At 74.2% G+C, this 13,152-nt stretch carries 10 protein-coding genes; 6 read left to right on the forward strand and 4 right to left on the reverse strand.

The window, feature by feature from the left end:
• The first annotated feature begins 57 nt into the window (after positions 1-57).
• From AVW11_RS06550 to AVW11_RS06570, 5 genes are read left to right on the forward strand one after another with little or no spacing between them, the layout of a single operon-like run.
• Positions 58-1,341: a hypothetical protein gene (locus tag AVW11_RS06550; RefSeq protein WP_037832490.1), complete on the forward strand. Its 1,284-nt coding sequence runs from the start codon at positions 58-60 to the stop codon at positions 1,339-1,341.
• A complete protein-coding gene (locus AVW11_RS06555; RefSeq protein ID WP_076043486.1) occupies positions 1,338-4,433 on the forward strand; it encodes a serine/threonine-protein kinase in 3,096 nt (1,031 codons plus the stop codon). Before AVW11_RS06550 ends, AVW11_RS06555 begins: the two co-directional genes overlap by 4 nt.
• 3 nt (positions 4,434-4,436) lie before the next feature.
• Positions 4,437-6,059: a PP2C family protein-serine/threonine phosphatase gene (locus AVW11_RS06560; protein ID WP_076043501.1), complete on the forward strand. Its 1,623-nt coding sequence runs from the start codon at positions 4,437-4,439 to the stop codon at positions 6,057-6,059.
• A 34-nt stretch (positions 6,060-6,093) separates the two neighbouring features.
• Positions 6,094-7,419 (forward strand): VWA domain-containing protein, encoded by a 1,326-nt coding sequence (locus tag AVW11_RS06565; RefSeq protein WP_060180349.1) that lies wholly within the window; start codon positions 6,094-6,096, stop codon positions 7,417-7,419.
• Between the two features lie 45 nt (positions 7,420-7,464).
• A complete protein-coding gene (locus tag AVW11_RS06570) occupies positions 7,465-8,448 on the forward strand; it encodes an FHA domain-containing protein (RefSeq protein ID WP_076043487.1) in 984 nt (327 codons plus the stop codon).
• On the opposite strand, the gene AVW11_RS06575 is transcribed toward AVW11_RS06570, so the two are convergent.
• Entirely contained in the window at positions 8,449-9,438 is a 990-nt protein-coding gene (locus tag AVW11_RS06575; protein ID WP_076043488.1) for a methyltransferase domain-containing protein, read from the reverse strand. It lies immediately after the preceding gene.
• Positions 9,439-9,521: 83 nt separating this feature from the next.
• On the opposite strand from AVW11_RS06575, the gene AVW11_RS06580 reads away from it, so the two are divergent.
• Positions 9,522-9,926, forward strand: coding sequence for a globin (locus tag AVW11_RS06580; protein ID WP_030840599.1), 405 nt, complete (start codon positions 9,522-9,524; stop codon positions 9,924-9,926).
• A gap of 65 nt (positions 9,927-9,991) precedes the next feature.
• Here the strand turns inward: AVW11_RS06580 and AVW11_RS06585 are convergent, their stop codons facing one another.
• From AVW11_RS06585 to ettA, 3 genes are read right to left on the reverse strand one after another with little or no spacing between them, the layout of a single operon-like run.
• Positions 9,992-10,717 (reverse strand): DUF8010 domain-containing protein, encoded by a 726-nt coding sequence (locus tag AVW11_RS06585; protein WP_076043489.1) that lies wholly within the window; start codon positions 10,715-10,717, stop codon positions 9,992-9,994.
• Positions 10,714-11,163 (reverse strand): acyl-CoA thioesterase, encoded by a 450-nt coding sequence (locus AVW11_RS06590; protein WP_030840593.1) that lies wholly within the window; start codon positions 11,161-11,163, stop codon positions 10,714-10,716. Before AVW11_RS06590 ends, AVW11_RS06585 begins: the two co-directional genes overlap by 4 nt.
• A gap of 22 nt (positions 11,164-11,185) precedes the next feature.
• Positions 11,186-12,850 carry an energy-dependent translational throttle protein EttA gene (ettA, locus tag AVW11_RS06595; RefSeq protein ID WP_030840590.1) on the reverse strand — a complete coding sequence of 555 codons (1,665 nt, stop codon included), beginning with the start codon at positions 12,848-12,850 and terminating at the stop codon, positions 11,186-11,188.
• Between the last annotated feature and the right edge of the window lie 302 nt (positions 12,851-13,152).

Here is a 13,152-nt window from a genome sequence, read left to right on the forward strand (position 1 = left end):
CACACGGAGGCGGCGGCGGAAGCGGAGGCACAGTCGGTGGAGTTGGGGTCTGCAGTGATGGACCGGGACGGCGTCGACCGCGCCCTGACCAGGCTGGGCGCCGAGCACGAGGCCGTCGAGACCTCGCTGCTCGCCCTCCAGGACCACGCCGGACGCCGGCTGCTGGAGGGCGCCGAGCTGACCGGGCTCACCAAGGAGCGGTGGGCGGCCGCCGACGCGGACATCACCCGGCTGTGGACGTACTTCGACGCCTACAGCGGGGCGCTGACCGCCGCCCGGGAGGTCCGTGAGCGGCGCCGCTGGCCGGGCCGCGACGACCTCGTCGAGCTGACCGAGCGGCTGCGCGGGCCCGGGGTCCTGATCGCCGGGGCGGCCACCGGGGGCGGCGCGCTGGCGGAGCGGCTCTCCCTCGCCGAGCTCGTGACCCGGATGAACGACCTCTACGCGCGTTCGCTGGACGTGGTGGTCGCGGCCGACGCCGTCTGGTCGGCGCTGCCCGCCCGGATCGACCTGCTCGCCGCCGAGCTGCACCGCACCCGTTCGCTGGCCCACTCGGTGGGCGTGCGCCCGGGCGAGCACCCCGCGGGCGACGACCTGGAGTGCATCACCGCCGAGCTCACCGAACTGCGCGCCCAGGTGATCGCTGACCCGCTGGCCTTCTGGCGGCCCGCCGCCGGCAGTTCCGCTCCCGGCGGCGGCCGTCCCGACACCGGGCGCTACGACCGGGCCGCCCTCGCGCTGGAGGACGTACGCCGCGAGGTCGAGGCGGTGCTGACCGTACGGCAGGACGCCGAGCAGCGGCTGATCAGCCTGCGCGACGTGCTGTCGCGCGCCGACCGGACCCTGGCGGAGGCGCGGACGGCGCGCGGCGAGGTGCTGGCGAAGATCGCCGCCTCCGAGGTGCCCGTGGTCAGCGGCCCGCCGACCGTGCTCCAGGAACAGCTCGCGGCGGCGGCCGACCACCGGCGCCACGCGCGCTGGCACCGGCTCTCGCCCCTGCTGGAATCCCTGGAGGAGCGGGCCGAGGAGGAACTGCGCAGGGCCCGGGAATCGTTGACCGCGGTGACGGCCCCGCTGGCCGTGCGGGCCGAGCTGCGCGGGCGGCTGGACGCCTACAAGGCGAAGGTGGCCCGCCACGGCCTGGCGGAGGACCCCCTGCTGATCGAGAGGTACGACACGGCACGGCGGATGCTGTGGAGCGCGCCGTGCGACCTGCGGGCCGCCGAACAGGCCGTCCTGCGCTACCAGCAGGCGGCGGCGGAGGCGCTGGTGCCGCAGCACCGGCCCGAGCCGCAGCACACGGACGAGCGGCCCGACGGGCCGGGGACGGAGGACGCATGAGCCTGAACGGAGCAGCGTGCGTCCGCCCCGGCTGCCCGGGGACGTACGAGGACATGGGCGGCGGCGGGCTGTACTGCGACACCTGCGGCCTGGCCCCGGTCGGCTCGGTCGCGGCGGGCGCGGAGGAGCTGGTGTCGCCGCCGACGGGGATGACGAGCGCGGCCCGCGGCTCCCTGGGCTCCGGCGGGTCCCATGCTTCCCACGGCTCACAGGGCTCCCAGGGGTCACAGGGGTCCCACGGTTCGGCGCGTTCCTCGGCCTCGGCCCGGTCCTCCCGGTCCTCATCCTCCCGCCGCTCGGTGTCGGGGCGGCTGTCGCGGTCCCTGACGGGTCAGGCGTCCACCCGCTCGGTCTCGGTGCGCAGTTCGGGCTCGGCCGCCTCCTCCTCGGGGCGCAGCCGGCTGGGCGCCGGCCTGGTCAGCGTTCCGGAGGTACCGCGCCCGGATCCCTCGACGGCGGTCCTGGAGAACCCGGAGGTGCCCGAGCGCAAGCGGTTCTGCTCGCGTTCGGACTGCGGCGCCCCGGTGGGCCGCGCCCGCGGGGACCGGCCGGGCCGGACCGAGGGCTTCTGCACCAAGTGCGGGCACCCGTACTCCTTCGTGCCCAAGCTGCGCGCCGGTGAAGTGGTGCGCGGCCAGTACGAGGTGGCGGGCTGCCTCGCGCACGGCGGCCTCGGCTGGGTGTACCTGGCGGTGGACCGGGCGGTCGCGGACCGGTGGGTGGTCCTCAAGGGCCTCCTCGACACCGGCGACCAGGACGCGATGGAGGCCGCGATCTCGGAGCGGCGCTTCCTCGCGGAGATCGAGCACTCCAACATCGTGCGGATCTACAACTTCGTGGAGCACCTGGACCAGCGGACCGGTTCGCTGGACGGGTACATCGTCATGGAGTACGTCGGCGGCAAATCGCTGAAGGAGATCGCGAACGAGCGGCGCCGGCCGGACGGGCGGCGCGACCCGCTGCCGGTGGAACAGGCCTGCGCCTACGGCATCGAGGCGCTGGAGGCGCTGGGCCACCTGCACAGCCGCAACCTGCTGTACTGCGACTTCAAGGTCGACAACGCGATCCAGCAGCAGGACCAGTTGAAGCTGATCGACATGGGCGCGGTGCGGCGGATGGACGACGAGGAGTCGGCCATCTACGGCACGGTGGGCTACCAGGCCCCGGAAGTCGCGGAGCTGGGGCCGTCGGTCGCCTCCGACCTGTACACGGTGGCGCGCACGCTGGCCGTCCTGACCTTCGACTTCCAGGGCTACACCAATGTGTTCGCGGATTCGCTGCCGGACCCGGAGCACATCGAGGTGTTCCGGCGGTACGAGTCCTTCTACCGGCTGCTCGTCCGGGCGACCGACCCGGACCCGGGGCGGCGGTTCGCCTCCGCGCAGGAGATGGCCGACCAGCTGACCGGTGTGCTGCGGGAGGTGGTCGCGCTGCAGACGGGCATGCCGCGGCCGCAGCTGTCGACCCTCTTCGGCCCGGAGCTGCGGGTGCCGGACACCCGGCTGTTCGCCGGTACGGACACCGCGGACACGGTCGTCTCCCGCCTGGGCGACCGCCCGATCGCCGCCCGCCGGGGCGGGGGCTTGCGGAGCCGCTGGGGCCGCGCCCTGCCGACGGCTTCGGCGCCGGGCAGAACCGGGACGCCGGCCGCGGCCACGACCGCCGGCGCCTCTGGCCCGCAGGGCGGCACCCACACCCCGCCGGGCGGCACCCCCGCGCCCGGCACGGCCCCCGGCGGTGCGGGCACCCCGCCGGGTGCGACGAACCCGCCCGGTACGGCCCCCGGCGGCGCAGCCGCGCACGCCCTGGGCTCAGGCGCCCCGCCGGGCACCTCCGGCACGGCCGGCCCGCCCGGCAGCGCGGGGTTCGGCGGGGGCGGAGCGCACGGTGCGGCCCCCGGCGCGCCGGGGCCTCGGCACGCCGCGCCCGGCGGCGCAGCCGCACCGGCACGTCCGACCCCGCTCGGCGCCGGCACGCCGTCCGGCGGCGCCGGCCTGCCCGGGGCGGGGCCCGCCGCGCCCGGCGGAGCCGCCGGCAGGGGCGGGCTCGGGACCACTGCCACGCGGGTGGCGGGGGCGGCCGTGCCGCGGGCCCGGCAGGCTCCCCCGACCGCGACGGGCCCCGCGCCCGCCCCCGTGGCCGTGCCGCCCGCACGGGCCGGGCGCCCCGCCACGACCCTCGACGCCCGCGACACGGCGCTGGCACTGCCCGTGCCGCTGGTGGACGCCGCCGATCCCAACGCCGGTTTCCTGACCGGTCTGCTGGCCTCCGCGCCCGGCGATCTGCTGGGCGCGCTGGCCTCGGCACCCGCCGAGTCGGCCGAGCTGCGGCTGCGGGAGCTGCGCGCCCGGCTGGAGCTCGGCGAACTGTCCGCGGCCGGGGACACGCTGGCCGAGCTGGAGGCCCGGCACCCGGACGACTGGCGGGTGGTGTGGGCCCGCGGCATCGCCTCGCTGGCCACCGGCGACGACGAGACGGCGGCCCTGTCCTTCGACGCGATCTACGACGCCTTCCCGGGCGAGCCCGCGCCGAAGCTGGCCCTCGGGCTGTGCGCCGAGGTGCTGGGCCAGTTGGACAACGCCGCCGAGTACTACCGCCTGGTCTGGATCACCGACCCCGGGTTCGTCAGCGCGGCCTTCGGCCTCGCCCGGGTCCAGCTGGCCGCCGGCGACCGGGACGCAGCCGTGCGCACCCTGGAGTCCGTGCCGGAGGCGTCCATCCACTACACCGCCGCGCGGGTGGCGGCCGTACGCGCACGTCTGCGCGACCGGTCACCGGACGAGCCGCTGCTGGCCGATCTCTCGGCCGCCGCCGACCAGGTGGAGGCGCTGCGGAGGTTCGGGCTGGACCCGGAACGCCAGGAGTTGCTGGCGACGGAGGTTCTGGGCTCGGCCCTGGACTGGGTACTGTCGGGTAGCCGGGGTGCCGACCCCGGCCGGACCTCGCTGCTCGGCAGTCAACTGGACGAGCGGGGCCTGCGCTTCGGACTGGAGCGCTCGTACCGCGTCCTCGCCCGGCTGGCACGGCGTGGCGAGGAGAGGATCGAACTGGTGGAACGGGCCAACCGTTTCCGTCCCCGGACGTGGGTGTGATTGATGTCGATGCATCGGCTGTCGGGCTGCCCCAGCTGCGCGGAACCCCTCGAAGAGGGTGACCGTTTCTGCGGTCTCTGCGGCTACGCCCTGACCCCTTCTCCCGCGGCGGCGTCCACGGACCACCCGACCGTTCCCATCCCACCGGCGCCATCGGCGCCACCCGCACCGGCCGCCCCCGCGCCCCCGGCCGCCGTCGCCGCGCGGGCCCAGGCCGCTCCCGCGGGCGGTTACGGGATCCCGTCCCCGGCCGGCTCCCAAAGCTCCCCCGGCGCGGGCGAACCCGCCCCCGGCTGGGGCAGCGTGGCCGCGGCCGCGCCGACCCTGGTGGGGGACCCGGCCGACTGGGCCACCGCCCCGGCGCAGCACCAGCCGGAACCGGAACCGGATCCTCGCCCGAGCCCGGCCGAACCCTCGTACCCGGGCGCGCCCCGGGAGAACCCGTACGGCACCGGCACACCCCCCGAGGGGGCCTCCTCCTGGGGCGCGGCCGACCCCGCCGGCCGGGGCGCGCCGGACCCGGCGGACGGCCCCGAGACGCGCCACGACCGCCCCGGCGGGGACGCCGGCGCGTCCCCCGACGGGACGCCCTGGGGCGCGGAGAACCCGTACGGGAACGCCTACGACAGCGCGCCCCAGGCCGGGGCCGCGCCGGGCGCCGCGCCGGGCGGGAAGACCTGCGTGGCCTGCCGGGCCGGGCACGTCGACACCGACGGGTACTGCGAGCACTGCGGGCACGCGCAGCCCCGGGAGCGCGACCACGTCGAGGAGGAGCTGGGCAGCGTCGCCGCCGTCAGCGACCGGGGGCTGCGCCACCACCGCAACGAGGACTCGTTCGCGGTGTCGGCCACCGCCCTGCCCGACGGTTCGGCCGCCACCGTGGCCATCGTGTGCGACGGGGTCTCCTCCGCGAGCCGCCCCGACGAGGCGTCGGCCGCCGCGGCGGGCGCCGCGAACGAGGCCCTGCTGGAGGCGCTCCCCCGCGGCGCGCACCCCCAGGAGGCCATGCACGAGGCGATCCTGGCCGCGGCCGCGGCGGTCGACGCCCTGGCCCCGGAGGTCCCCGGCGCCCAGAACGCGCCCGCCTGCACCCTGGTCGGCGCCGTCGTCAGCGGCGGCCTGCTGACCATCGGCTGGGTGGGCGACAGCCGCGCGTACTGGGTGCCCGACGACCGTGCCGCGCTGCCCCGCCGCCTCACCGAGGACGACTCGTGGGCCGCCCAGATGGTCGCCGCCGGCCTGATGGGCGAGGCGGAGGCCTACGCGGACGTCCGCGCGCACGCCATCACCGGCTGGCTGGGCGCCGACGCCTACGACCTCGAACCGCACACCGCGATCTTCAAGCCGGACCACCCGGGCGTGGTGGTGGTCTGCACCGACGGACTGTGGAACTACGCGGAGTCCGCGCGGGAGATGGCCCAGGTGCTGCCCGCGGACGCCGCCGTCCGCCCGCTGCACAGCGCACAGGTGCTCGTGGGGCACGCCCTCGACGGCGGCGGCCACGACAACATCACCGTGGCCGTCGTGCCGTTCGCCACGCAGCCCGAACGGGAACCGGGTGCGGCCGCGGGAGCCGGCCCGGCAGCACCACCGGAACCGGAAGTGGAAGCGCGCCCGCAGGTCTGACCCGCCTGCCCGAGCCCTCTGAGGAGTCCAGCCGATGGCGAATTTCGCCAAGCCGAGCGCACCGCGCTTCACCGTGGACGTGTACCAGAACGAGTTCCTTCCCGAAGGCGGGCGGGACGTCCACGCCATCGTCACCGTCACCGCCACCGGCGGTGGCAGCGTCACCCGCGGCAAGCCCGCCGACGGCACGGCAGCCGTCGTGATCATGGTCGACTGCTCCGGTTCCATGGAGTACCCGGCGGAGAAGATGCGCGGTGCCCGCGAGGCCACCGCGGCGGCCGTGGACACGCTGCGCGACGGCACCGCCTTCGCGGTGATCGCCGGCACGCACGTGGCCAAGGAGGTCTATCCCGGCCGGGGCCGCCTCGCCGTCGCCGACCCGGCCACCCGGGCCCAGGCCAAGGAGGCCCTGCGCGGCCTCAGCGCCGGCGGCGGCACCGCCATCGGCACCTGGCTGCGCCTGGCCGACGGCCTGCTGCGCGGCTCCACCGCTGCCATCCGCCACGGCATCCTGCTCACCGACGGGCGCAACGAGCACGAGGAGCCGGCCGTCCTGCGCGCCACCCTCGACGCCTGCGCGGGCCGGTTCACCTGCGACGCGCGGGGTGTGGGCACCGACTGGGAGGTGAAGGAGGTCACCGGCATCGCGAGCGCCCTGCTCGGCTCCGCCGACATCGTGGCCGATCCGGCGCACCTCACCGAGGACTTCACCCGCATGATGGAGAACGTCATGGGCAAGGAGGTCGCGGACGTCTCACTGCGCCTGTGGACCCCGGTCGGCGCGGAGATCCAGTACGTCAAGCAGGTCGCGCCGAGCGTGCGGGACCTGACCGACCGCCGGACCGACACGGGTCCGCGCGCCGGCGACTACCCGACCGGGTCGTGGGGCGACGAGTCCCGCGAGTACCACGTGTGCGTGCGCGTCCCCGGTGCGGCCGTCGGCCAGGAGATGCTCGCCTCCCGGGCCACGATGGTGCGGCCCGCGGCGAACGGCGAGCCCGAGGCCGTCCTGGCCCAGGGCCTGGTGCGGGCGGTGTGGACGAACGACGTGGCCGCGTCCACCGCCATCAACCCGCAGGTCGCCCACTACACCGGGCAGGCGGAGCTGGCGCAGGCTATCCAGCAGGGCCTCGAAGCCCGCAAAATGGGCGATGTCGATGGTGCTACGGCCAAACTCGGGCGGGCCGTACAACTGGCGAGCGTCTCCGGGAACGCCGACACAGCACGACTCCTGTCGAAGGTGGTGGATGTGGTGGACGCGGTGGCAGGTACTGTGCGGCTGAAAGCGAAGGTTGCCGACGCCGACGAGATGACTCTCGAAACACGTTCGACGCAGACCGTCCGAGTGAAGAAGTCCTGAGAGCCTGCCGCGATGACGCAGGGAGAAGAAGGGGGAAGAGCCGCCATGCCGACCTGCCCGAACGGGCACCAGTCCGCCTCCGACGACTGGTGCGAGGTCTGCGGCCACCGCATGGGTACCCCGGAGGGACCCCCCGCGGCGCCTTCCTACGGCTACGGCTTCCCCCCGACCGCCGGTGAACCGACCGCCCAGGCCGAGCTCTGCCCGCAGTGCCGGACCCCGCGCGAGGCCATGGCCCCGTTCTGCGAGGAGTGCCGGTACAACTACCTGACCCGCTCGGCGACGTCGTACGCGCCGCCGGCCGCGGACCCGGCTGGGCCGGCGCCCGGCGCGGGCGCCGGGCCCCGTCCCCACAGCACGCCTCCGCCGCCCGTACCCGCGGCGGGGACGTACGCGCAGGACCACTTCGAGTACCAGGGCTCGCGGCCGTCCCGGGTCAACCGCCCGGCCGAACCGCTGCAGCGCGAGGACGACTGGCTGCTGTCGCCGCCCTCGCACGAGCCGCCGCAGGCCTACCAGCAGGCCCCGCAGCCCCAGTACCAGCAGCAGCCCCCGCCGCAGCACCAGCGGGAGTACCGGCAGCAGCCCCAGACGCCGCCGTACCAGCCCCTCCCGCCCCAGGGCGGCTCCTGGTCCGCGACGATCGGCCCCGACCGCTCGTACTTCATGGCGATGATGCAGCGCAGCGGACCGGAGGCGACCGGGCTCAACCTGCCCGCGTACTCCCCGGAGCAGCACCTCCCGCTGTCCGGCGGCCAGATCACCATCGGCCGCCGCCGTGCCTCCACGGGCGAATCCCCCGACATCGACCTGTCGGTGCCCCCGGAGGACCCGGGCGTCTCCCACCAGCACGCGGTGCTGGTGCAGCAGCCCGACATGAGCTGGGCCGTGGTGGACCAGAACTCCACCAACGGCACCACCATCAACGGCGGCGAGGACCCGATCCAGCCCTACGTCCCGGTCCCGCTCGCCGACGGCGACCGCGTCCACGTCGGCGCCTGGACCACCATCACCATCCGCCGCGGCTGATCACGCCTCCCCCAGGGGCCATACGTAGGGTCCCTGGGGGTCGTCCAGCCATGACCACTGGCCTTCCGGGCCGACCGAGACCCCGAAGCGTTCGCGGGCCGGGCGGCCTTCGCTGCGCCACAGGTCCAGGGCCTCGCGGGGGGTCAGCACCCCGGCGGTCAGGACCAGCATGAACTGGAAGCGCTCGTTCTCCACCAGCTCGTACGGGAGCCCGCGCACCATCGCCATCCGGTCGGGCGGCGGTACGGCCGTGGCCCCGCGCAGGGGGACGAAGTAGGCCGGGGTGTGCAGGAAGCGGCCCTCCGCGGCATCGGCGTCCCGGACCGTGAGCGCGATCAGCCCGGTCGACAGCGGGGCCAGGATGCGCGCCCCCGGCCGGCACTGGCCCAGCCAGGCGTGCGGGACCAGCGGGAGGGTGCAGGTGACCAGGATCCGGTCGAAGGGGGCCCGGGCGGGGCAGCCGCGGGCGCCGTCGCCGGTGACCACGGCCGGGTGGTACCCGAGGTGGGCCAGGTGGGACCGGGCGGACTCGGTGATCTCCTCGTCCAGGTCCACGGTGGTGACGTGCTCGTCGCCGAGGCGGTGGCAGAGCAGCGCCGCGTTGTAGCCGGTGCCCGCGCCGATCTCCAGGACGTCGTCGCCGTCACGGACGTCGAGGGCGTCCAGCATCTTCGCCATCAGGGAGGGCTGGCTGCTGGAGGAGACCAGCCGGCCGTCGCGCAGCCGGGTCGCCAGCGGGGCGTCGGCGTACACGCCGCGCAGCCAGCGGGCCCGGACCTCCGGGTCGGGGTCCTCGGCCCACAGGCGTTCCTGGCCGGCGCCGCGCTCGGTCCAGAAGTAGGGGACGAAGACGTGCCGGGGCACGGCCGCGTACGCCGCCCGCCAGCGCGGGTCGTCCAGTACGCCGGCGGCGGCCAGCTCCCGCACCTGGGCGGCGTGCGCGGTCTCCCGCAGATCCCGGCCCCCGGTGCGTGCGGTGTGTGCGCCCATGCCTCCACTGTCCTGCGCCCGGCCGCCGCGTGCGAGCGCGAAGGCGCCCCCGGGCGGTACCGGGCGTCTGAGACGATGGTCGGGTGAATGAGATTCCGCAGGGTGGCCTTCAGGAGCAGACCTTCTACGAGCAGGTGGGCGGCGAGGACACCTTCCGTCGCCTCGTGCGGCGCTTCTACCAGGGGGTCGCGGAGGACCCGCTGCTGCGCCCGATGTACCCGGAGGAGGATCTCGGCCCGGCCGAGGAGCGGTTCGCGCTGTTCCTGATGCAGTACTGGGGCGGTCCGACCACCTACAGCCGGCACCGCGGCCACCCGCGCCTGCGGATGCGGCACGCGCCGTTCCAGGTGGACTCGGCGGCGCATGACGCCTGGCTGAAGCACATGCGGGTGGCGCTCGACGAGCTGGGCCTGGCGCCGGAGCACGAGGCGCAGCTGTGGAAGTACCTCACGTACGCCGCCGCGTCGATGATCAACACGGCGGGCTAGGAACCACACCGGCAGGCGGGCCTCGGCGGGGCGGACCGCGGGTCGGAGCCGGTGCGGACCGGGTCTCAGACCGGGCGGACCTGGAAGGCGCCGAGGCCGCCGGCGGCGCCGGGGCGGCGGGTGGCGACGGAGCCGTACGGGGTGCGCAGCCGCAGCCAGCTCCCGGAGGCGAGCAGCGCCACGGGGCCGGGCCCGGGGGCGGCGGAGGCGGACGCGGTCGACGGCGCGGAGACGGTGGCCCGTACCGGCCGAAGGAAGCCGAGGGACTGCGCGGCGTGCGCGACGCGCAGCGGGAGCTCGGTGTCGCCCAGGGTGCGGGACCAGATCTCGCGGCCGATGCGGTCGCGCTCGGACCGGGTCCGGTGCTGCGCGGGCAGGGCCTCGTCACGGGCTCGGAACTCGGCGACGGAGGCCGCCAGGACCTGCGTGATCGCCTCGGGTCCGGGCAGCCCCGGCACCTGCCGCCAGCCGCCGCGGGGCGGGAGCACCCCGGTCCAGGGCGGTCCGGTGACCGGCCCGGGCACGGTGGCCTCGGCCGAGGCCTCGTCGACGGATTCCAGGAGCTCTCCGGCGGACACGGTCACGTCCAGCGGCGTCGCCACGGGGACGGCGAGCCGCACGGTGCGGATGGCCAGGACCTCGAAGGAGGGCGGCCGCCCGAACACGCCGAGCGCGCCGCCGAGCGCCTGGAGGCGGACGGCGGCGGCCCGGTCGTAGTGCACCAGCCGGCCCAGGAAGGCGGCGAGGTCCGCCGCCTCCCCGGAGTCGGCGAAGCGCAGCTGCCCGCTCATGCCGCGACGGCCTCGGAACGCGGCTCGTCGAGGTACTCCTCCAGGAAGTGCCTCTCCTCGGCCGTGATGCGGCGCGGCCGTCCCGCGGCGAGGTTGTAGGGCACGACCACGGTCTCCGCGCGTACGTAGACGGTCTCGGGCCGGTCCTCGGTCGCCTCGTCCTTGACCTCGTAGCGGATGGTCAGGGAGGCCGCGCCTATCCGGGTCACCCAGGATTCGATGAGGACCGGCTCGTGACGGTGCACGAGGGGCAGCTTGTAGTCGATCTCGTGGCGGGCCACGACGGAGCCGCCCGTGAAGGACTCGCTGCCCTCCCCCGGCGCGAGGCGGAACATGAAGTCGATCCGCGCCTCCTCCAGATAGCGGAGGAAGACGACGTTGTTGACGTGCCCGAAGGCATCCATGTCCGCCCAGCGCAGGGGGCAACGGTATTGGTGTCTGGCCATGGCCGTGACCTCAGCTCTCCCCTCAGCCTCGGGTGAGCTTCTTGTAGGTGGCGCGGTGCGGACGGGTCGCGTCCGGGCCGAGCCGCTCGACCTTGTTCTTCTCGTAGGACTCGAAGTTGCCCTCGAACCAGAACCACTTCGAGTCGCCCTCGTACGCCAGGATGTGCGTGGCGACCCGGTCCAGGAACCAGCGGTCGTGGGAGACGACCACGGCCGCACCGGGGAACTCCAGCAGCGCGTTCTCCAGCGAGCCCAGGGTCTCGACGTCGAGGTCGTTGGTGGGCTCGTCGAGGAGCAGCAGGTTGCCGCCCTGCTTGAGAGTGAGCGCGAGGTTCAGGCGGTTGCGCTCACCGCCGGAGAGCACACCCGCCGGCTTCTGCTGGTCCGGGCCCTTGAAGCCGAAGGCGCTGACGTACGCGCGGGACGGCATCTCGACCTGGCCGACGTTGATGTAGTCCAGCTCGTCCGACACGACCGCCCAGAGGGTCTTCTTGGGGTCGATGTTGGCGCGGCCCTGGTCCACGTACGAGATCTTGACGGTCTCGCCGACCTTGATCTCGCCGGAGTCCGGCTTCTCCAGGCCCTGGATCATCTTGAAGAGCGTGGTCTTGCCGGCGCCGTTCGGGCCGATGATGCCGACGATGCCGTTGCGCGGCAGGGTGAACGACAGGTCGTCGATGAGGACCTTGTCGCCGAAGGCCTTCGAGAGGTTGTTGACCTCGACCACGATGGAGCCCAGACGCGGGCCCGGCGGGATCTGGATCTCTTCGAAGTCGAGCTTGCGCATCTTGTCGGCCTCGGCCGCCATCTCCTCGTAGCGAGCGAGACGGGCCTTGGACTTCGCCTGGCGGCCCTTGGCGTTGGAGCGGACCCACTCCAGCTCTTCCTTGAGGCGCTTGGCGCGCTTCTCGTCCTTCTTGCCCTCGACCTTGAGGCGCTCGGCCTTCTTCTCCAGGTAGGTGGAGTAGTTGCCCTCGTAGGGGTGGGCGCGGCCGCGGTCGAGCTCGAGGATCCACTCGGCGACGTTGTCGAGGAAGTAGCGGTCGTGGGTGACGGCCACGACGGCGCCCTTGTACTGGGCCAGGTGCTGCTCCAGCCAGTTCACGGACTCGGCGTCGAGGTGGTTGGTGGGCTCGTCGAGGAGCAGCAGGTCGGGGGCCTCCAGCAGCAGCTTGCAGAGGGCCACGCGGCGCTTCTCACCACCGGAGAGGTTGGTGACGGGCCAGTCGCCGGGCGGGCAGCCCAGGGCGTCCATGGCCTGCTCCAGCTGGGCGTCGAGGTCCCAGGCGTTGGCGTGGTCCAGGTCGTCCTGGAGCTTGCCCATCTCCTCCATCAGCTCGTCGGTGTAGTTCGTCGCCATTTCCTCGGCGATCGCGTTGAACCGGTTGAGCTTCTGCTTGATCGGGCCGACGCCGTCCTCGACGTTCTCCAGGACCGTCTTGGACTCGTCGAGCTTGGGCTCCTGCATGAGGATGCCGACCGAGTAGCCGGGCGAGAGGAAGGCGTCGCCGTTGGACGGCTGCTCGATGCCCGCCATGATCTTCAGAACGGTGGACTTACCGGCACCGTTCGGACCCACCACACCGATCTTCGCGCCGGGCAGGAAGTTCAGGAAGACGTCGTCAAGGATCACCTTGTCGCCGTGTGCCTTGCGCGTCTTGCGCATGGTGTAGATGAACTCAGCCAAGAGAAACCGTCCGGCAGATCGATGGTGGGCAGATACACCCCATCTTGCCGTACGTCCATACCCGCGGGCGAATGGGTAGGTCAGAGCCCCCGAGCCGGAGCGTGTCCCGAGGAGCGGCTCGGCCTCTGGCGAGTGAGGCGCGGTGCCCCTGCCGTGCCATGCCCGTGAAGACGCCGCTGCCGGTGTCGTCGCGTCCGAACCCCGGGCGCGGTCGCTCAGGCGCGCTCCCGAGGCCTGCGCCCCGGGCCGAGCAGTGCCGGTCACTCGATCGGGGGTGGGGCGATCGTTTCTGCGGTGAACAT

This window comes from Streptomyces amritsarensis (assembly GCF_001953875.1).
In the GTDB taxonomy this organism is placed as follows: domain Bacteria; phylum Actinomycetota; class Actinomycetes; order Streptomycetales; family Streptomycetaceae; genus Streptomyces; species Streptomyces amritsarensis.